The sequence below is a fragment of the Vibrio sp. SCSIO 43009 genome, assembly GCF_023716525.1.
Classification (GTDB): domain Bacteria; phylum Pseudomonadota; class Gammaproteobacteria; order Enterobacterales; family Vibrionaceae; genus Vibrio; species Vibrio alginolyticus.
In genome coordinates this window covers 1,431,993-1,450,172 of sequence record NZ_CP071842.1, presented here as the reverse complement: position 1 = coordinate 1,450,172, position 18,180 = coordinate 1,431,993, and the positions used below count along the sequence as shown (strand labels likewise).

General features: G+C 44.7%; 23 protein-coding genes. 5 read left to right on the top strand and 18 right to left on the bottom strand.

The window, feature by feature from the left end:
* Window positions 1–4 precede the first annotated feature (4 nt).
* The 5 genes from vscS (at window position 5) to J4N43_RS07060 (ending at window position 3,940) form a co-directional block, all read left to right on the top strand.
* Window positions 5–271, top strand: a complete 267-nt coding sequence (vscS, locus tag J4N43_RS07080; protein ID WP_005377227.1) for a SctS family type III secretion system export apparatus subunit VscS — start codon at window positions 5–7, stop codon at window positions 269–271.
* Complete coding sequence (gene sctT, locus J4N43_RS07075) at window positions 268–1,053, top strand: type III secretion system export apparatus subunit SctT (protein ID WP_158159675.1); 786 nt, start codon at window positions 268–270, stop codon at window positions 1,051–1,053. Before vscS ends, sctT begins: the two co-directional genes overlap by 4 nt.
* 15 nt (window positions 1,054–1,068) lie before the next feature.
* Window positions 1,069–2,118: a SctU family type III secretion system export apparatus subunit VscU gene (gene vscU, locus J4N43_RS07070; RefSeq protein ID WP_005387129.1), complete on the top strand. Its 1,050-nt coding sequence runs from the start codon at window positions 1,069–1,071 to the stop codon at window positions 2,116–2,118.
* Window positions 2,119–2,220: 102 nt separating this feature from the next.
* Window positions 2,221–2,931, top strand: a complete 711-nt coding sequence (locus J4N43_RS07065) for a helix-turn-helix domain-containing protein (RefSeq protein WP_021707757.1) — start codon at window positions 2,221–2,223, stop codon at window positions 2,929–2,931.
* Between the two features lie 106 nt (window positions 2,932–3,037).
* Complete coding sequence (locus tag J4N43_RS07060; protein ID WP_373417447.1) at window positions 3,038–3,940, top strand: DMT family transporter; 903 nt, start codon at window positions 3,038–3,040, stop codon at window positions 3,938–3,940.
* Between the two features lie 89 nt (window positions 3,941–4,029).
* Here J4N43_RS07060 and J4N43_RS07055 read toward each other — a convergent pair whose 3' ends face one another.
* The 18 genes from J4N43_RS07055 to J4N43_RS06970 all read right to left on the bottom strand — a co-directional run bounded on the left by J4N43_RS07055 (window position 4,030) and on the right by J4N43_RS06970 (window position 18,106).
* On the bottom strand, window positions 4,030–5,508 hold the full coding sequence (locus tag J4N43_RS07055) for a CesT family type III secretion system chaperone (protein ID WP_151514830.1): 1,479 nt from the start codon (window positions 5,506–5,508) through the stop codon (window positions 4,030–4,032).
* Window positions 5,509–5,517: 9 nt separating this feature from the next.
* Window positions 5,518–5,976: a CesT family type III secretion system chaperone gene (locus tag J4N43_RS07050; protein ID WP_005387141.1), complete on the bottom strand. Its 459-nt coding sequence runs from the start codon at window positions 5,974–5,976 to the stop codon at window positions 5,518–5,520.
* Between the two features lie 230 nt (window positions 5,977–6,206).
* Window positions 6,207–7,184 carry a type III secretion system effector VopR gene (gene vopR / locus J4N43_RS07045; RefSeq protein WP_017821338.1) on the bottom strand — a complete coding sequence of 326 codons (978 nt, stop codon included), beginning with the start codon at window positions 7,182–7,184 and terminating at the stop codon, window positions 6,207–6,209.
* A 10-nt stretch (window positions 7,185–7,194) separates the two neighbouring features.
* A complete protein-coding gene (locus J4N43_RS07040; protein WP_025768119.1) occupies window positions 7,195–7,641 on the bottom strand; it encodes a type III secretion system chaperone in 447 nt (148 codons plus the stop codon).
* A gap of 255 nt (window positions 7,642–7,896) precedes the next feature.
* On the bottom strand, window positions 7,897–9,060 hold the full coding sequence (locus J4N43_RS07035) for a VopS family T3SS effector adenosine monophosphate-protein transferase (RefSeq protein ID WP_158159676.1): 1,164 nt from the start codon (window positions 9,058–9,060) through the stop codon (window positions 7,897–7,899).
* A 3-nt stretch (window positions 9,061–9,063) separates the two neighbouring features.
* Window positions 9,064–9,549, bottom strand: a complete 486-nt coding sequence (locus J4N43_RS07030; protein ID WP_242013647.1) for a type III secretion system chaperone — start codon at window positions 9,547–9,549, stop codon at window positions 9,064–9,066.
* 131 nt (window positions 9,550–9,680) lie between these two features.
* A complete protein-coding gene (locus J4N43_RS07025; protein ID WP_005387146.1) occupies window positions 9,681–10,319 on the bottom strand; it encodes an HrpE/YscL family type III secretion apparatus protein in 639 nt (212 codons plus the stop codon).
* A complete protein-coding gene (gene vscK / locus J4N43_RS07020) occupies window positions 10,298–10,963 on the bottom strand; it encodes a SctK family type III secretion system sorting platform protein VscK (RefSeq protein ID WP_158159677.1) in 666 nt (221 codons plus the stop codon). Before vscK ends, J4N43_RS07025 begins: the two co-directional genes overlap by 22 nt.
* Entirely contained in the window at window positions 10,956–11,702 is a 747-nt protein-coding gene (sctJ, locus tag J4N43_RS07015) for a type III secretion system inner membrane ring lipoprotein SctJ (RefSeq protein WP_086012989.1), read from the bottom strand. Before sctJ ends, vscK begins: the two co-directional genes overlap by 8 nt.
* Window positions 11,702–12,046 (bottom strand): type III secretion system inner rod subunit SctI, encoded by a 345-nt coding sequence (sctI, locus tag J4N43_RS07010; RefSeq protein ID WP_005387149.1) that lies wholly within the window; start codon window positions 12,044–12,046, stop codon window positions 11,702–11,704. Before sctI ends, sctJ begins: the two co-directional genes overlap by 1 nt.
* An 8-nt stretch (window positions 12,047–12,054) precedes the next feature.
* Entirely contained in the window at window positions 12,055–12,690 is a 636-nt protein-coding gene (locus J4N43_RS07005) for a YopR family T3SS polymerization control protein (RefSeq protein WP_158159678.1), read from the bottom strand.
* Window positions 12,687–13,046 (bottom strand): YscG family type III secretion system chaperone, encoded by a 360-nt coding sequence (locus J4N43_RS07000; RefSeq protein WP_005377200.1) that lies wholly within the window; start codon window positions 13,044–13,046, stop codon window positions 12,687–12,689. Before J4N43_RS07000 ends, J4N43_RS07005 begins: the two co-directional genes overlap by 4 nt.
* 3 nt (window positions 13,047–13,049) lie before the next feature.
* On the bottom strand, window positions 13,050–13,298 hold the full coding sequence (gene sctF / locus J4N43_RS06995; RefSeq protein ID WP_005377199.1) for a type III secretion system needle filament subunit SctF: 249 nt from the start codon (window positions 13,296–13,298) through the stop codon (window positions 13,050–13,052).
* Between the two features lie 18 nt (window positions 13,299–13,316).
* Entirely contained in the window at window positions 13,317–13,520 is a 204-nt protein-coding gene (locus J4N43_RS06990) for an EscE/YscE/SsaE family type III secretion system needle protein co-chaperone (RefSeq protein WP_005377198.1), read from the bottom strand.
* Entirely contained in the window at window positions 13,507–14,808 is a 1,302-nt protein-coding gene (gene sctD, locus J4N43_RS06985) for a type III secretion system inner membrane ring subunit SctD (protein WP_065646413.1), read from the bottom strand. The genes J4N43_RS06990 and sctD overlap by 14 nt, the downstream gene beginning before the upstream one ends.
* A gap of 5 nt (window positions 14,809–14,813) precedes the next feature.
* Window positions 14,814–16,688 (bottom strand): type III secretion system outer membrane ring subunit SctC, encoded by a 1,875-nt coding sequence (gene sctC, locus J4N43_RS06980; RefSeq protein ID WP_306309021.1) that lies wholly within the window; start codon window positions 16,686–16,688, stop codon window positions 14,814–14,816.
* Complete coding sequence (locus tag J4N43_RS06975) at window positions 16,685–17,113, bottom strand: YscB family type III secretion system chaperone (RefSeq protein WP_005377195.1); 429 nt, start codon at window positions 17,111–17,113, stop codon at window positions 16,685–16,687. Before J4N43_RS06975 ends, sctC begins: the two co-directional genes overlap by 4 nt.
* A 12-nt stretch (window positions 17,114–17,125) precedes the next feature.
* Entirely contained in the window at window positions 17,126–18,106 is a 981-nt protein-coding gene (locus J4N43_RS06970) for a T3SS regulon anti-activator ExsD domain-containing protein (RefSeq protein WP_025768113.1), read from the bottom strand.
* Window positions 18,107–18,180 lie beyond the last annotated feature (74 nt).

Here is an 18,180-nt window from a genome sequence, read left to right as displayed (position 1 = left end):
AAGTATGCATTCTGCTGAAATCATTCATTTCACGACTCAAGCATTAACCCTAGTGTTGTACTTGTCATTACCGCCGATTTTAGTCGCAGCATTGGTTGGTACATTGGTGTCGCTTATTCAGGCGTTAACTCAGGTCCAAGAACAAACGTTAGGCTTTGTGGTCAAGCTTATCGCGGTCATTATTACACTGTTCGTCACAACGCAATGGCTAGGGGCAGAGCTCCACGCCTTCGCCTCGCTTGCTATGGATAAAATTCCTCAAATACGATGAGTTATCACGACTTACACCAGGTTTTATTTTTGTACAGTCTGACGTTACCTCGGGTAATGGCATGCTTCATCTTTTTGCCTATTTTGAGCAAGCAAATGCTAGGCGGCACCATGGTGAGAAATGGTGTGCTTTGCTCACTCGCGCTGTTTATATTTCCGATGATTAATCAGCAAAGCTTGCCCGCAGAAACCGACGGCATTTGGCTGATAGTGATTTTGGGTAAGGAGGTATTAATTGGGCTATTGATAGGGTTTGTTGCTGCTATCCCCTTTTGGGCGATAGAAGCGGCCGGTTTTCTGGTCGACAACCAACGTGGTGCTGCCATGGCAAGTATGTTTAACCCAACGCTAGGCTCACAATCCACACCAACAGCCGTGTTGCTGACCCAAACGTTGATTACCCTGTTCTTCTCTGGCGGGGGCTTTGTCACTTTTATCTATGCGTTATTCAAAAGCTATACATCTTGGCCGATCGTGGACTTTTTCCCAACCGTTAGCGACGCATGGGTTAGCTTCTTCTACGCGCAATTTGAACAGCTTATGTGGCTTGGTGTGTTGATGTCCGCTCCACTAGTGTTGGCAATGTTTCTTGCTGAGTTTGGTCTGGCGCTTATCAGTCGTTTTGCACCGCAATTGAATGTTTTTTTCCTTGCCATGCCAATAAAAAGTGCCATCGCGAGTGTTTTACTGATCGTGTATCTCGGAATAATGATGGATCACTTTGAAGTACAGTTTTACGGCATTACCCGATTCGCAGAACAACTCAATACCATTTGGCAATAACGCTTAGGATTCTTTATGAGTGCAGAAAAAACTGAGCAACCCACCGCAAAAAAGTTACGCGATGCTCGACAGAAAGGTCAGGTTGCCAAAAGCCAAGAAATCGTATCGTCTGCATTAATTTTGGCGCTCATAATTGTACTGTTTGCGTTCGCCGATTATTACATGTCGCACATCTCAGCGCTTATTCTCCTACCAAGTAAGCTTGCTTATCAGGGTTTCCAAGATGCGCTAGTCGATGTCGCTATCGCCATCGCAAAAGAAATTGCCTATCTACTCGCTCCGATTATTCTGGTTGCTGCACTCGTCGCCATCTTTTCCAATATGGGGCAGTTCGGGTTCCTATTTAGTGGTGAATCCGTTAAACCCGACATCAAAAAGATCAATCCCGTCGAAGGTGCCAAACGCATTTTTTCCCTCAAGAGTGTGATTGAGTTTATCAAGTCGATCCTTAAAGTCTCTCTTCTTTCCTGCATTATCTGGGTGACATTACGCGGTAACATCAACGCTTTAATGCAAATTCCAACTTGTGGGCTAGAATGTGTCCCGACCATTACTGGCGTCATGATTAAACAATTAATGATTATCTCTTCGGTAGGTTTCATCGTCATCGCTGCCGCAGATTTTGCGTACCAGAAGTTTGATCACACGAAAAAGCTCAAAATGAGCAAGGACGAAGTGAAGCGCGAATACAAAGAGATGGAAGGCAGTCCAGAAATAAAAAGCAAACGTCGTCAGTTACACCAAGAGCTACAAGCCTCTAATCAACGTGAAAACGTTAAACGTTCTAATGTATTAGTTACAAACCCAACACATATCGCGGTTGGCCTTTATTACAAGAAAGGCGAAACGCCCCTGCCCGTCATCACTTTGATGGAAACCGATGCGGTAGCCAAACGTATGGTCGCAATCGCTAAAGAGGAAGGCGTGCCTGTGATGCAAAAAGTCCCTCTTGCTCGTGCACTATACGCCGACGGTAACGTCGACCAGTACATCCCAAGCGATCTTATTGAGGCAACTGCGGAAGTGCTTCGTTGGTTGGCTTCGTTAGAGTCCGAGGCGGACTAACAAACCACATCCCATTCAAGATCTGGGCTTACAACTGCCCAGCTTTCAACCTCGATACTTTCAACGCTATAATGCGGTATCCTTTAACTGTATGTTGTTTTTATGAAATCTAGCTTAAGCATTCGCTCCTACACGAAACGTATGAGCCGACATACTCATAGTGATTATCATCAACTGGTGCTTCCTCTCCAGGGCAACATACATATTGATATGGATAGCTATGTCGGAAAGGTGGCGGTTGGCGACTGCATAGTCATCCCCAAAAGTTGTGCTCACGGGTTTAATGCCGAAGAGTCATCACGCTTTATTGTTGCGGATATGACCACTTTGCCCACTCATTTGATGGATAATAGTGTGGCTGTGTTTTCGATTAGCCCGCCTCTACTGAGCTTTATCCAGTTTGTCGAAAAGCAACTTGAGTATCAGGTTAATGATGAAATTGAAAACTCAATGGTTGCAACCTTCTATCTGTTGCTGGAGCAGCAAAAGCGGTCTCGCTCCGTGGATTTGCGTATTCGAGATGTACAGGTTGTGATCGCGGAGCAGCTTGATCAGCCACTCACCATTGCCTCATTAGCGAATGCCGCTTGCTTGAGTCCGACGCAGTTTAAAAAGCTTTTTAAAGAGCAGCTAAAAGTGAGCGTCCATAAGTACATTACACTACAACGTATGGAAAAAGCCAAAGCACTACTGACTCATACAGACCTTCCAGTTCAGTTGATAGCTGAACGAGTTGGTTATAGTGACCTTTCCGCGTTTAGTCGACGGTTTTCAATGCATTTTGGTATGTCTCCTAGAGAGTTTTCCCGATAGTCACTAAAATAGTCTTCTGGAACAAGTATTCCGTCTTTTCAGCACAAAAATCTCTATCGCTTTCTTTTATTCTTTCTACCCTAAAACAGCCATTCACTAGGTAGAAATTACAGTGTTAAAAAAACATTTCACCGACTATCAATTAGGAACTTTATCCATACTTTTTGCTTCAACCCTGTGGGGAACGACGGGCACCGCTGCCAGCTTGGCACCGGATGTCAGTGCTCTCGCCATTGGCGCATTTTCTATGGGTATTGGTGGGTTTATGCAAGCATGTCTATCTGCGAAGTCACTGAAGAGAGATTTTCGAAAAGTCGTACATAAGAAGAAAACGTTACTGATTAGTATTATCGCCTTAGCCACCTACCCACTGGCTTTTTATTCATCAATGCGATTCGCTGGTGTGGCTATTGGTACGGTTATTTCTATCTCCACTGCTCCTTTCTTTTCTGCTTTGTTAGAGTGTCTCTTTAGCCGAAATCAGACCATAACCAAGCGCTGGATGATGAGTTTCGCAATCGGGGTCATTGGCATTACCTTGTTGCTGGCTTCTGAGTCATCCGCAAATAGCTTATTTGATCAGGATATGAAGCATTGGGGTGTATTACTTGGCCTATTGGCAGGTTTGACGTACGCCATTTACTCATGGGGAGTAAAGGCTATGATTGACCACGGCATTGAATCGCAAACGGCCATGGGAAGTGTTTTTGGTATTGGTGGAGTTTTGCTTCTACCAACACTTTTCATCACGGGTGATAATCTATTTGCATCGTCAACTAATACGGCGGTCATGCTCTACATGGCCTTGATTCCAATGGGGTTAGGTTACGTCGCTTTTGGGTTTGGGCTACGGTTTGTTACAGCCAGTGGAGCTAGCATACTCACGCTATTTGAACCTGTTATCGCAGCAGCACTAGCAGTTGCGATTGTTGGGGAAGAAATTTCTTTCATTGGTTGGGTTGGTATAACGTTGACACTTGTGTGTTTGTTTCTTCAGTCGAAAAGTTAAATTAAACCGATATTAGCCAGCCCCAAAAAGGAACGCTGACGGTAGATAAAGTAAGGAGCAGCACCTACTCCCTACTTTACCATTTGAAATTACACCCAGCCTTCTGCCAAGTACATCAATCGCAATTGACTTGGTGAGCCTAGTTTTTCTAGCGCATCTAATTGGACGTCACTCAGGTTTGGGCATTTATCAAGATAAACTCGTCCGTTTGCTGCATCTAGGGGGAGCTTGTAGGTTAGCTTTTCGTTTATTTTACTTGCTTCCCCTTTATCAATCGCTCGAACAGCTGGCATGAGCCAATCCCAATCTTCTCCTAACAGTTTTTTAAACGCCCCGTTAGCAATAGACTCGGTTTTACTTGGTGCATCCTCTGGGCTTAGCTTCAAGATAGAATCTACGTCAGGAACCAAGTGCTCACTTGGCTCTGAACCCAACATCTTTTTCAGTGTTAATCGAGCGGCTTCCATCTCTTGTGCCTCTTTAGGCGCTTGAGGAGAAGTCATTGCAGTATCCTCCTTAGGGCCAAGGTACGCCATTAATGCGCGGACAGAAGCCGGATCTTGCATACTGAAGGTAAAGTCTCCTTTTGCATTGGAAACTTCAAGTCTAGGTAAAACACCAGACATTTCGCCTTGCATAAGTTGCTCTTTTACTTCCGTATTTAACCCGTATGCCCCAGCTTGGTTCGCCACAAAGCCACCGCCGCTCATGATAGCAGTCGTTGCCGCAGAACCGATTGCCTCTTTTGCTATCGGTGTGACGCCCACCGTTGCTACAGAGCTAACACCGAACGTGCCCAGGCTCCCCGTCGCCATACCTAACGTAGCTCCAATGCCACCTTCAGCCGACAGTATCGCATGACCTTGAGCCAAGGTTTGCTGCATCGGCATAGAAAGACGTTGATCTCGCCCTGGCAGCTGTGAAATTTGTTCTAACTGATGATGGTAAGCCTCAGCATCACCATTTACGGCCGCTTTGTGCAGCTCTCGACCTGTAGAAATCAATAAGCCAACACCAGGTAATGCCAAGTTAATAACGGCGTTCACACCAGAACCTTTTAGCTTTTCTTTGCCCATCTGTAACAGTTCAGCAGCGAAGCCATCCATTTTTCCTGGATACTGGGCTTCTAAACTCACCTGCATACGCGGATCTTTGCTGATCGCATCAAACGTATTTTTAAGCTGCTGGTACGCATCGCTGCTCACTTTTATTTCATCCAATAGGCTGACAACTTCTAAGATTTTACGCTCAGTAAGTGGCTCACCGCGATAGCCTGAAGGACTCACTAGGGAGTATGCCAACAGCGCAACCTCAGGTTTTTCTTGCTTAAGTAGCGCCTGCTTTAAATCAAGGTGAGTTTTTATGTTTTCTTGGAAAAACTTAGTGTATTTGCTTCTCAATACGCCTTCGTGAATAGAAGCAAACTTATGACCTTTGTGGAATGTGGAAGGTTCTTTTACTTCACCTCTTTTACTGATCACTCGGTCATCTTTTTGCGCAGCAACTGCACGAAACTGCTCTAGATCAGGTACTGGGCTTTGGCTGATTTTTTGTGTTGTATTAACCATTTTTCTCTCCTACACACGAAGTGATTGAACATGAGCTTGTTCATGATTAGAGGTGGTTGGAATCGCTTGATCCAACATTGCGAAACGCGCTTGCCACAGCTCGGCCTGTTCAATAACTTCGTGAAACCAAGCGGTAAGGTTCGTCGTATTTAGATGCTCAACGGGTTTACGTCCTGCTAAGACAAGCTGTCGACCGTTTGGAGCCAAAGCAAGTGCGAGGCTGCCACTACCTATTCCTTGATAGTTAGCATGAGCAAGAAGCTCTAAACCTTTTAGTCGTTGTTCACCGGATTTTTCTAACCCTCCGAACGTTACAGACAACATCAAATCATCCGTATCTGTCGCGATGAAATACAACATGTAGCGATCATCGACCAGTAGCTGACAACGTTCATTTTCTTCAAAATTCAGTTCGGGCAACTCATTGAGTTGGCAAAACTCCAAGAGCAGTTGTTGAATCGTGTTCATAACTTTTTCCTTTTGTTTCAATAACTCTATTGAACAACGATTGCAGATTGAACGATGTCGGTAATGGCTTTATTTTTGTCACTTTTTCGCCTGCATTGTGAGGTTTTCCGCAGAAATCTCGCTCTAAAAACGAGTTTCCAGAGTAATAAAAAAGAGCAGCTCAGGGCTGCTCTTTCAATAAAGGTTAGATGCTTAGCATGGTGTATTTGCTCACTTCTTTTGCAGATTGACTAACCCAGTTTATGGCTATCAAAAATGACTTCTGTTGGCGGGAACATATTCGAAACAGGTGGTCGTTGTGCATCTCCAAACATTGGTGCACCGAATGCAGATGTCGCCCACGGGTCAACAATTTTCACATCCTTACTCCACGTTGATGGATCTTTTATGTCGCTCCCCTCTTGTCGACCAACCAGTACATAAAGGTGTGTACCTGAATGACCCTTTTTAAACGCAACCACTTCTACTTTGGGTTCACTTTCAGGTGTTCCTGACATGCCTTGAATCATCTCAGCGGCGGCAGCAAAGGCAAATGTAGTACAGCAGCCGGCTTTCGCGGTTTGTACTGCCTTAGCAATGTTCTGTAGAGTGCTTAATTGCGGTGCGGTTCCTCTTTGTGCTGCAGCTTGAACTCCGTTTGCGGACATCGTCGCTCTGTGATCTTGCATGATTCGCGCTTGATCCGCGTGAAGCTCTTTTAGTCGTGGCTTTCCTTTTGTTTCATAAAACTGTGACCCCTTAACACCGAACGTATTTAAGTCCGTACAGGCAAAATCACCAAGCTTTTGAAGGTTGGCTTTATGTTCGTTGATAAGCGCGACACTCGATGAGGCTTTATTGGTTTTGGAAGAAGAGGCTGCCGTTTGTGCAGTGGGCCAATTTGAGCTAGGGCCAGACGACAATCTCTCAAGATTTTTCAGGCTCCCAAGCGTTAACTTGTTTTCACCATTCAACACATTTTTCAGCATGAGCTTCGCAACATCTTTAGGAATACCCTGCTTAGTAAGCAGGTTCACTACAATATCTTTCGCTTTATTCTGGTGGCTAATACGCGCGCTGATACTTTTATTTTTTGGTGCGCCCTCTTTAACAAAAATATCTTTGCCGTTGTGTGCTCGAACCTCTTTGTCGTCAGCTTGATTTTGTGTCGCCAAATGTGACGTTAACTGACTCAACGAGTGCATTTGCGATGTATTAATATTGACCATGTGTGATGCCTTAAACTTGAATAAATGCGTGTACGTCTGTTTGGCTAAAATCTACAACCGTGTTGTTTTGAAATAACTGTCCCCAAGTATCAACTAATTCGTTCAACTGAATGATTAAGTTAGCAATGTTGGTGAGTTCACTTCCAGTCGCGATAGCAACTTGAAGAACAACGTCTTTGCGTGTTGGATTCACACAAAACTGCACACCACCTGTTTCTCGATACAAAAAGTTGTATTCAAGTAAAACTTGAAGTTTATCTAGCGTAATATCATCTTGTTCTATAAGCAGGTTTTTGGAAATCAATAACTCGCCTTTTTCCTCTACGAGCAGAACATCGACACTGTTGTTTTCAGCAAAATGCAGTGACCACATTTGATCGTCATACGCTGTCACGCGCTCAAGGTTCAGCACTTCTCCTAGCTCAGAGAGAAGCATATTAATCTTTCCTGTATCCATGTTGTGTCCTGTCTAATTTATTATAACTAAGTGACATCGATATATTTATTGCAGCGAAGCCACTTGGGTATAACGGCTCATTTAAATAAGCGAATAAGGATAAAAGAGATTTTATGGCGAGATAGAAACCAACACTTTATTTCAACGTCTCATTTTTATTGCTATTAGCCGTTTTATTGAGAAGAAAAATTAAGATTAAGCTGGAAAATAAAAGAGCGGCAATCGCCGCTCCAAAAATTAAATAGAAGTAAAAAATCACTTAATACCGTGAAGGCTATTTTCTGCATCCATAGCTAAAGGATTGAACGAGTCGTTACGAAGTTCTGCTATCGCGTATAGCATACGCCCCATGCGACCATTTCCATCGGTAAAGCCATGGTACCCGATAACTCCGGCGAACAAATGTTTACCTAAGTCTTTATCTTCTACAGGGTTCTCTTTCAAAAAGCCTTCAATGTGCTGCTTTAACATGCCCTCACCGCCAATACTTGAAGGCAAAGTACCACCCGAAATATTTGGCCCTCGGTAATCACGCTCAACATTAGGCACCAATCGAGCGTGTAGCTCTTTTAGGTTTTCCATATTCAATAAATCTTTACCATTAGACGCGTATTCTTTCAGTAAAGACGTAATATTTTCGGCATCGTTTCCTTTAGAGTTAGAAGCATTAATGATCCACGCCGCAGCTCTTTCAACATTATTGGTTACGCCACTTTTGTTAAACGCGTCCTCTGCCAGTCCTTCAGCGTATACACCTTGGCTTAGATCGGTGCTTGCTAGACCTTCGATATGACGTTGCGCCGATTTAAGATGCATCACCTCCATATCAAACACCGCTTGCATTTGATTAATGCTACCTGCCGGGTTTTCCTGCGCTGCAGATACACCACCGCCGTAGTCTTTTACTACACGTCCAGCAAGCGACTTCGCTGCACTTTCGCCAATCAGTGATGTGAGGTTTTTACCAGAATCGGTTTCTAACATTGCCTCTGTCATCGCTCGCTCTGCTAACTGGTTTAGCTCAGCAGAGTTCGACTGAACTGATTTACTGTCTAACTTCGCAAAGGCATTTAAGACATCTGATGCGGTTTTTATGCTTCCATCTTTGAAGAACATTTGTCCATGCTCAACAGAAGAAGCAGCTTGTAAACGCTGAGCTTGTCCTTGCTCATTATCAAATACGGCTTTTGTAAGGGCTTTCGCTACCGATTGTGGGCTACCTTCGCGAAACAGTTTTCCTGTCGCTTCAAAAAATCGCGCTACTGCACCATTCGTAGGATTGGCGCGAGTAAATTCTTGGGTCGCTGCGTTGATTTGGTATTCTTTGCCACCAATACTCAGCTTACCTTCGTTAAGTATCTCGTTACGAGCTTGCGGCATGGCGGCCTGCAACGCGCTAACACTTCCAAAACTGATCATGTTTTAAACCCTTAATGTGGAAAAATGAGTGGTATTCGTTTCCGGTACTTCGGTTGTTTTATTGGTTACTTCTTGTGTATTCGCACTTTTTAACCACTCGATGAAATTCGCAAATGACTCATCGAAAAAAGATGCAGTTAGCAGTTGCTGAGGCAGGTGTATGAAACCGATATATCCGGTCTCTTCCTCCCAGCATACCGCTGGAGAGCCTTGCGTTAAGGCACCTTTCATATGTTGATGCAAAATATCAGCACTCGGTTCATCACCTGAAATCAGCCCGATAAGCGTCACACGATCTTCTTGTGCACGAATTGTGATTGCTGTGTTTTGCTCAACGAGTAGATGGCAACAATCATCCTCATCAAAAACCAACGGCTCCAATTGGCAGCGGCTGGCAAAATCTGTCAGTAAAGAAGTTATAAATCCATTAGCCATTCGACTAAATAATCCTATTTTTGTTGTTTTAGAGGCGCTGCTTGGTTGCAACACTTATCAACTAAGCAGCTTTCTTAGGTGTATTCTTAAGGATTTATGGCAGTGAATATTTTAGAAATGGTCGGATTTTTTTTGTTTAAAGGCATTAAAATGAAAAAACTCAGCAAGTGCTGAGTTTTTAAGGTTTATTCATGAATCGTAATTTTACGCTCGCTGAGCTGCTTCACCATGGCTTGCTTTAATGCATGCAGCTGTCCATCAATACTGGCGTCGATGATCCCAACTTCTGTTTCCAAAATGCAGCCTCCATTTTTCAAGCGCGCATCTGCTACCACGTCAACGTAACCGACTTCAGGGAAATCACTTAATACACCAGCCACCTTTTCTCTCACCTCAACAACCTGCTCTGGGTGGACATGTAAAATGACCTGCTTTTGGTTGCTCACCAGTTGCAACGCTTCTCGAACTACACTCACCGTGGTATCGACATCATCGAAGGTATCGATGATCTTACGTACTGCTTCTAACACCACACCTGTCATTTTTTCTTCGACTTGCTGATAGTAGTCATTACAACGTGCTAAGGTTTCAACCATCGTTTGCGCATTTTCAATCTTGGCTTGTGCAAGGCCATCTTGATAACCACGTTGTTTTTCGGTTTCGTAGGCTTGTTGGGCATTAGCAATGATGCTCTCAGCTTTGGAGTTCGCGGCTTCAACTAAGTGTTGCGAATCCAGATAACTGGCATAATCTTTCGCTTTCAGCACCTTTAAGCCAGGTGCCAGCTGCAAATTGTCTGTTTTTATTTCAACAAATGAAACCATTGAGGAATAACCTGTTTTGCGATTTTTTTTGTGAGTCGATACGCCAGATCTCGTTGATCCGCTTCCAACCAGTTAGCTGTTTCCGCGTTTTCGCTAAGTTGCTTTTCTAATTTGAATTGCCAACGAAGAACAACATCTTCTGGTGAGTTAATCAAAATAAACCTCATCCAAAAATATCCTAGCGCCCTCATGCTTGCTTCAACAGACCTTTCATCCAATAGTTCTGGTAACGAACGCTGCCAGCCTTGCGGCCAGCTGGATAACAGCATCGGCCCGTTTTGAATTAAGAACCGAGCGCCTTCCAAACCAAATACGTTGTTCAGAACCTGTTTAGGATGTTTTAAGACAACGCTTCGCATCGCAACGCAATGCAAAGCTCCACCCACCATCAATACGAGTTGATTCAACGCGTCTGTCGGGAGCAATGCCAAACTATGACAAGGTCTGTCAAAAGCCGTCTCAGGAACGGGAGATAGCGCCCACTCATTGATACACCACTGGTTGAACATGGGGTTATCTCTCCAGCCTTCGATATTTAGTAACCAAGGCTGCTTTTGCTCTATCCAACTTCTATGGATGTACTGGCAAGGCGCATAGTTAAACTGGTGTTGTACCTGCGCGAGTGGTGTTTCTGGTTTAACCACGCTTCGTGTTCCTACGACACCATGTAAAGGTAGCGATATTCGAGCCGATGAGTGCCGCTACCAAGAACACCAAAATGGCGATAAGATTATTCGCCGTCTCTTTGGTGACCTGAACCGACAAAATGCTTTTAAATTGATTGTTTTGAGTAGCAACTCGAACCTCTGATGAGGGTACCATCACTACGCTGATTCGATCGTAGTTCAGCCCCTCAATACTGTTGTTCACTAATAATTTGATCTGCGGAACATATGAATCAAGCGCAATATCTGCCGCGTGTTTAATAAATACGGAGGCAGAAGCTGGAGTTGGACGCTCTCCTGGACGCAGATCTTGATCTTCCAAAACAACATGAACACGTGCCACCAGCACGCCATCAATCTGAGATAAGGTTGACGAGAGCTCTTGAGATTTCGCGTACACCAAACGTGCTCGTTCTGCTAATGGTGACGAGATCAAATCGTCTTTAGGAAACACCTCTTTCAGTGTAGAAAACTGCTCTCTTGGATAACCTTTTCGCTTTAGCGCATCTACCGCGAAGGCGATTTGAGAACTGTCTACCATTAACTTGACGGTGTTGTCTTTGTCAGGCTCTTTTGTTGCAACGACACCTTCGGATAGTAAGATCGACAACATCTCATTACCCTCTTTCTGAGTAACGTTGGTGTATAACTCGGTCTGACAACCTACCAGAAACAACGTGAGCATGATGAAAACTGCTCTCATTTTATTCATCATCACTATTGTGCCTTCAATAAGGTTTCTACGTTTTGTGTGGTTTTACCCACGGTTTTCGCGATCAGCTCTTCTTGAAAAGTAATGCGTGTCAGCGCCCACTGCATTTGCAGTAATTGCGCCGGATCATCACCCACCATCTTCATGTTGTCTTGCAGGTTACTTTTCGCGTTATCGATAGTGTTTTTCAACTCGCTGATGTTTTCTAGCAAACCGCCCTCCAGGCCATTACTTGCCTCGGGAACCGACATGGCTTGCTCAAAACGTTCGCTTAAACCGTCTTCGACTTGCGCATCCTGTAACTTATCAATGTTGGTTTGCATCACCTCGGTGTACTGCGTGTTTATCATATGTACTCCTAAGATAAATCTAACTTGTGACTGTGAGTCATGATGTTTTTCACCATCGCATTTTTTTGGATCATGAAGCTAAGTTCATCACGAACCATGTCCAGTGTTGATGCCATATCAGGTAACGACTTCAACTCTGCCCAGCAATGCCATAAGGCTTGTTCTTTCTGGGCACCCAGTGGAAAGTGCTGCGCTAGCATTGCTTTTAGTGCTGTTTTATCAGCAGGTGGTTCGGCAATAAGCTGTCCCGAAAAATTCCCTAGTAACTCCTGCTTCAACACCTTTAACAAATCAGATTGTGGCTGCTCGTTGCCTTTTGCACTCTTCGCCTCATGAAAGGCGTACCACATTGCCTCTCGTTTAACTTGAGGGTCGGAAAACGCTTCATTTAACGATGATAAGACACTTTGTTTACTGACAACCTCTGCGTCTTTTAATGATTCGTACCACGCTTTAATCTCCGCCAGTTTCGCTTCTGTTTTCTCTAGCGTCTCTTTTGGAGAAACATGTGAAACTTGCTCTTGCTTGTCACTTCGCTCCATGAGCGTTTTCATCTTGTCTTCATCGCTCCGCTCATAATGACGCGACTCCGACTGACGCAAAGATTGGTGTTGAAGACCTAGGTTACTCGAATCAATGATCATCCAAGATTCCTAATGTCCTGAGAAAAGCTCGCAGCAAATGCTTGGCTTTCTTCGCTTCCTTGTGACGCAAGTTCTACCCAGCTTTCCGCTTTGCTCAGTAAACCGGCTTTGGCAGAAGCAAGAGCCGCTAAGCTGATCAGATCTGGATAGGCGTTACAAAGTGGTTCGAGTAATTGATGAGCCTCTTCATACAAGCCTTTATTCATGAGGCTCATTGCACGAATCATCGCAACGGTCTCTTCAGAACCTGAGCTTGCTTCAAGGCCATCTGCAATCGTGTTGGCTTCTTGATGACGATGCATACCTGTTGCCATCAGCGCGATTTCAGCCAGCAGTTGGCGCGTTTCTCGTTCCATGCTTTACACCTTCTGGAGAATCGACTGCATCACATCTTTAATCGCACGAGTGGTGGTCGCATTGATATTGTAAACAACAGACCATTTGTTGATCGCGTGCTGAAGCTCGGCAAGCTTTGATGGATCATCGGCATTGGTTTCTAGGTTCTTGATGGCTGCCGTCACTTCTGTGTTGGCATCTTTCGCTTGTTGTTCTAACTTAGCTTTAACATCATCAAGGTTTACACTGTTACTAGCATCGTAAAATGACATAAGACTTCCTCGTATTTTTTAGTTAGCTTCGTATGATTCAACGACCGCATGGGCGGCTGTGTAAGCTTCATACTGTTTGAGTAGCAATTGGTACTGCTGTGGTGAGCACCCTAAATCCAACTGACGTTTCACCACCGCTTGTGCTTCTAAGAGCTTGCTCTTAATCTTGTGCACTTCCGCACCGTTTGTGTCGTTATTTAAAATTTGTTCAAGATTTGTCATTGTTCGTCTCGCCTTCATATCCGAGTTCTATTGTTATCACCCGCCCGCCTTTAACCAACTCAATACCAGCAGGTGTAACACTGGATATTCGGTAGCCCTGAGGCGTTCTTGCACCGACCATATAGCGAACATTATCGGTCAGAATCACATATGGAACCTGGCCAAAGTTAACGCTACGAAACGGGAAATCGATGTTGGTGCCTTTACTCACCTTAGGTATGGATTTCAAAACCAAGTACGGTTTCTCACCATATTGTTCCCGGAAGTCTCGGGTCACACCGTAAAATCGAGTCGTTTCGATATCATCAAGCTCACCACGAACTTCGATGCGATCACCGCTGGTGACCAACTGGACTTTTTTCAGTAGCTCCGCATCCGTCAATAACGCTTTTAGCGTATCCATGTAGGCACCCGCTCGCTGCAGTTCAACCTTCCACGCAACAAGACCAGGCACGTCTCGCTCCAAAATTTGTTCAACTTGGTTCCAGCGGCTGGCATCATCGATATAGCCTGTCAGCAGCAGTGTGCCGGTCTCATCGCCATTTTCGACTTTCACTTGGTGATAGCCGAGGTTGCGCAAAATAAATCGAACCCCGCGACGGATTTCTTCCATCGTTCTTAAGTCACTTTTGTAATTGATGCCCAATACATCAATTCGACCAAGCAGATCGAGTTTCTGTGTTCGGTCTTCAACATAGCCCTCTAAGACTGCTTGGCGTGCGGCGGCATTCCATTCCACACGAACGTCGCTAAGTTTGAGCTCGCCTAAGATGTTACGTACCAAAACAATGGGTTCTGCTTCTGTAACAATTTCATTGTTGTTTCCGTTAGCTTGGCTGTACCACATACCGGCAAAAATGACACTCGGGACAAAACTACAGAGCAAAGCGATGAGCGTTGTTTTTTTCCAGCTAGAGCGTTGCACAGCAACCACAGGTGTATTCTGTTGGCTAGATTCGTCGCTGACGTTACTCACAATTAACGCATCTTCCGCGTATCCCAGAGCGAACTTCACAACGCCGACCGAGACAACAGCATGGCGTGACAACTCGATACCATCACCTGCAACAGCGATGTCTTCACTGTTAATATTTGCCTCTTCGCAGCCTCGTAAAATGACCGAGTCTTGCTGGCAAACGAGGGTGAAATGGTTCGCTTCGACCCCAGCATCAGACAGTACAAGATCAGCAATAAAGTCGTCACTGCCAAGCACGAGAACACCTTCAGGTAAGGTGACTTCTACTCCGGTATGCACGCCTGATAAAATACGAATTTTCCATTGCTGCATCGCGGTTAAGACTCCTCTGAAGGGCGCACACACTCACTTTGTGAGTCATCACATTCCAATACTTTCACCCGCCAACCCTTTTGCCCTGTTGGTAATTGGCACTGCGTTAATTGAGACGACTTTTTCTGTGACAATAAGTCTTGTTGATAGCGCTCGGCCTGAACCCTCGATGTGCAGCTATATACTTCCACTACCGATTTAAATTCAGCGCTATTGTTGGAGATGTTGTTAAGCCTGCCTATACTTGGTCGCAAGTCATATTCGTTGCCAATCAACACACTATCGCCAATACCATCCACAACAATTCGAGGTTCTAAAATAAACATTCGTACTGTGCGGCGCTTAGTATTGGTATTACTTCTAAACAGCGCGCCTAAATATGGGATGTCTCCTAGCAATGGCACTTTACGTAACTGATGGCTCACTTCATCTCGGTACACACCACCGATAAGTAAGCTTTGCCCTTGTTTAACCGTCGCTAAGGTGCTGATTTCAGTTTTACGAACGGAAGGAAGATCATCGACGCCACCATCAGCGATCTTTGCACCGTCTTCGAGATGAAGGCTCAGGTTAATTTCAGGTCGTGCAGCAAATCTATCACCAACGATACGTGGGACAATTCTCAGTAACGTGCCATATGTGACCTCTTCCAGCGCTGCGGTTTCTTTACCAACCAGTTTGACGTAAAACGTGCTGCTGTTGTTCAGTACCGCTTCGACATTTTCCTGAGTTAACAATGTTGGCCTTGAAACCACTTGAGCACTGCCTTTGGATTCCAATAAACGAATTTGAGCCAGCAAGTAATTTAGGTTGGTTGAATCAAGCAAGGACTTAAAGTTCTGTCCACTGCCGAGCGTCACATCCCCCGAATTCACATCACCTGTTGTTTTGATATCGACAATGCGGTTGTTTCCGACAGACACTCCCGCTCGCCAATCCACGCCTAACTGACTTAAATCGTTGGCACTGATATCGACAATCGATAGCGCGACCTCAATTCTTGATTGCGGCTGGTCTAATTGCGCGACCAGTTTACGATAGAGCGGTAATCGTGCTTGAGTATCACGAACGATAATCGCATTAAGGCCCGGCTCTGCTTCAACTGTTGCGCCACCATGAACTGAGGCGGTTTTATTACTTTTTACAGGCTTATCTGGACTGGTAACTTCTTTGCTAGACGCACTCGCCACTTGCGTTTGAACACCAGACACGACCCGTTTTAACACCGATGCGATGCCCGGGACCGTAATTGTCTGATCTCGATATGCAATTTCTCTATCCGTTGCAGAAGCGTACTTCAAAGGAATTATCTCAACAAATAATTCGTCGGTTGAATTCGATTTCTGCAGCAAGCGCGTTTCCAATGCCTCCGCCGTTTGTACCACTAAGTCGACATAACGTGGAGGACCAGCAAGATAGACTAACCCTTTGCTCTCAGCCGCTCTCCAACCATAACGAGAATCCCAAACGCCGGTGGAAATTAACGTACTGCGTAGCTCTCTAGCCGTAAGTAATTCCAATTGAAGTAAACGTGAGCGAGTTTCTGTCGCCTTATAGACATGTAAGACGGCACCATCGAAATACCACATCAAGTTGTACACTTGCGATAAGTAATCGAGGAATTCCGCCGGATCTTCAGGGGTAAAACGCCCATTCACTCGATCGTTGACTTTGTCACTAACAGAAACCGAGACACGATAATTTGCACCGAAGTTATTCAACAACTCTTTTAATGAGTCGTTATCTGCATAGTAGCGGAACGGTTGTTCGGGCCAGTGTAAGTCTGTTGCTTGCGCATATCCCAAAGGAACAACACTCACTGCGCATAGCAATGCCTTTGTTGCAGCACGTCTAATGTTGGGAAAGATTTTTTGCATCATGGTAACCACACTGTATGGTTGATTGTGTGGTTCACGCGTTCTTGTTCCAATAATGCAATGTAACGCTCACATAGATTGACGTGCTTAGAAAGCAAAGCAGAGAACCGTTCCACGGAACAGTCCTCAACCCTTACTTTACTTTGCAAAATCAATTGCTGATCATCATTGGTTGTCAGTACGCCGCCATCCTCACGAATGGTTTTTAATGAGAGCTGCATGCAACGTTGTAACGCTTGTTCTTGTTGATAATCTAGATGCTCTTTAAACTGGAAGGGTAACGTCGCTTCCCATAAAATCCATGACGCATGTTGCTTGATGGTCAGTGATAATTGGTCAACCTCGATGTTGTAAGAACCATTTTCTGAGGCAATAAAATCCCCTACCTTTAGCGCTTCCGCTAAAGATTTCATCATCTTATCTAACATTTAACGCCCTATTTAGATCTGGCTGAGGTGATTGCAAGCCTGGCCGCACTGACCACTTTGAGTATCAAAATAGTAGTGATCGATATCACCAACAGTTTGCATGTTCTTGAACCATTGCCATACTTTCGCAACCGCATTTTGGTCGTTGTAAACCACATCGCATGCATCCCAAACTTCGTTCAGCTCGGGGGCCTCAAGTCGCACTTCCGAACACCAATTTTTCCACTCAGAAATAAATTGTTCGGTTGTAGAGGTGTACTCCGCGAACCCTTTCAGCTCGTCTAAAGACGGTTGCCACTTCTCAATTAACGAACGATGACATTCAATCACTTGCAACTGTTGTTCGCTTAACGTCCCAAGTTGCTTTTTAAGTTGATGCTGCTGGCTCTTAATGAGATCGAGTTGCTGTTGAACAAAGACGGCACTGGTGTCTTCCCCTGATAGCTTCGACCAATATTCCTTCTGAATATCGAGTTGATTGATAAGTTGTTCAACTTTAATCGAAGCATGAAGAGCACTTTGATCGACTTGTCGGTTAATCCACTCGTTGAGTGATAAATGGAAACAAAGCATCAACGTTTTTGGGACAGCCAAATTAAAGCGAAAGCCCAGACGAGAGTTGATGTAGTCCAGCCTTTGTTCGAACGTTGTGATTGTGCTGCTATCACTGAGCTGCGATCCAATTTCCAAAAATAAACGCATGGCAAACCGGTCTATCGAAGCACCAAGTTTTTGATACGTTTTTACTAACTGGCTAGCGCACAGGCTATCGACGACATTTCTATCCAACAAGCGTTGAAGTAAAGATAACTGCTCATAATTTATGACGCCTTCACTCAACAATTGTCGGTGATTGACGTGCACAACATTGAGATCCTGCGTAGGTTTCGAGGCGCTTTCATAACGAGCTCCTCTTTGTAAAACAGTCACTTTTCGCTGTGTCACTATGCTGTCTGGAAAAAGCGAACGGCGTCGCCAATGCTGCTTTTTCATTTATGTTCGTCTCCGCACCCCTTTCGAACAATCCAGAAAGAAAGAGATGTAATAATTTTTAATCGTTCGTTGTT

What these genes read in the sequence shown, in the direction of transcription:
- vscS (WP_005377227.1), top strand. Translation starts at nt 5, where the DNA reads ATGCATTCTGCTGAAATCATTCATTTCACGACTCAAGCATTAACCCTA.
- sctT (WP_158159675.1), top strand. Translation starts at nt 268, where the DNA reads ATGAGTTATCACGACTTACACCAGGTTTTATTTTTGTACAGTCTGACG.
- vscU (WP_005387129.1), top strand. Translation starts at nt 1,069, where the DNA reads ATGAGTGCAGAAAAAACTGAGCAACCCACCGCAAAAAAGTTACGCGAT.
- J4N43_RS07065 (WP_021707757.1), top strand. Translation starts at nt 2,221, where the DNA reads ATGAAATCTAGCTTAAGCATTCGCTCCTACACGAAACGTATGAGCCGA.
- J4N43_RS07055 (WP_151514830.1), bottom strand. Translation starts at nt 5,508, where the DNA reads ATGGTTAATACAACACAAAAAATCAGCCAAAGCCCAGTACCTGATCTA.
- J4N43_RS07050 (WP_005387141.1), bottom strand. Translation starts at nt 5,976, where the DNA reads ATGAACACGATTCAACAACTGCTCTTGGAGTTTTGCCAACTCAATGAG.
- vopR (WP_017821338.1), bottom strand. Translation starts at nt 7,184, where the DNA reads ATGGTCAATATTAATACATCGCAAATGCACTCGTTGAGTCAGTTAACG.
- J4N43_RS07040 (WP_025768119.1), bottom strand. Translation starts at nt 7,641, where the DNA reads ATGGATACAGGAAAGATTAATATGCTTCTCTCTGAGCTAGGAGAAGTG.
- J4N43_RS07035 (WP_158159676.1), bottom strand. Translation starts at nt 9,060, where the DNA reads ATGATCAGTTTTGGAAGTGTTAGCGCGTTGCAGGCCGCCATGCCGCAA.
- J4N43_RS07025 (WP_005387146.1), bottom strand. Translation starts at nt 10,319, where the DNA reads ATGGTTTCATTTGTTGAAATAAAAACAGACAATTTGCAGCTGGCACCT.
- sctI (WP_005387149.1), bottom strand. Translation starts at nt 12,046, where the DNA reads ATGATAAACACGCAGTACACCGAGGTGATGCAAACCAACATTGATAAG.
- J4N43_RS07005 (WP_158159678.1), bottom strand. Translation starts at nt 12,690, where the DNA reads ATGATCATTGATTCGAGTAACCTAGGTCTTCAACACCAATCTTTGCGT.
- J4N43_RS07000 (WP_005377200.1), bottom strand. Translation starts at nt 13,046, where the DNA reads ATGGAACGAGAAACGCGCCAACTGCTGGCTGAAATCGCGCTGATGGCA.
- sctF (WP_005377199.1), bottom strand. Translation starts at nt 13,298, where the DNA reads ATGTCATTTTACGATGCTAGTAACAGTGTAAACCTTGATGATGTTAAA.
- J4N43_RS06990 (WP_005377198.1), bottom strand. Translation starts at nt 13,520, where the DNA reads ATGACAAATCTTGAACAAATTTTAAATAACGACACAAACGGTGCGGAA.
- sctD (WP_065646413.1), bottom strand. Translation starts at nt 14,808, where the DNA reads ATGCAGCAATGGAAAATTCGTATTTTATCAGGCGTGCATACCGGAGTA.
- sctC (WP_306309021.1), bottom strand. Translation starts at nt 16,688, where the DNA reads ATGATGCAAAAAATCTTTCCCAACATTAGACGTGCTGCAACAAAGGCA.
- J4N43_RS06975 (WP_005377195.1), bottom strand. Translation starts at nt 17,113, where the DNA reads ATGTTAGATAAGATGATGAAATCTTTAGCGGAAGCGCTAAAGGTAGGG.
- J4N43_RS06970 (WP_025768113.1), bottom strand. Translation starts at nt 18,106, where the DNA reads ATGAAAAAGCAGCATTGGCGACGCCGTTCGCTTTTTCCAGACAGCATA.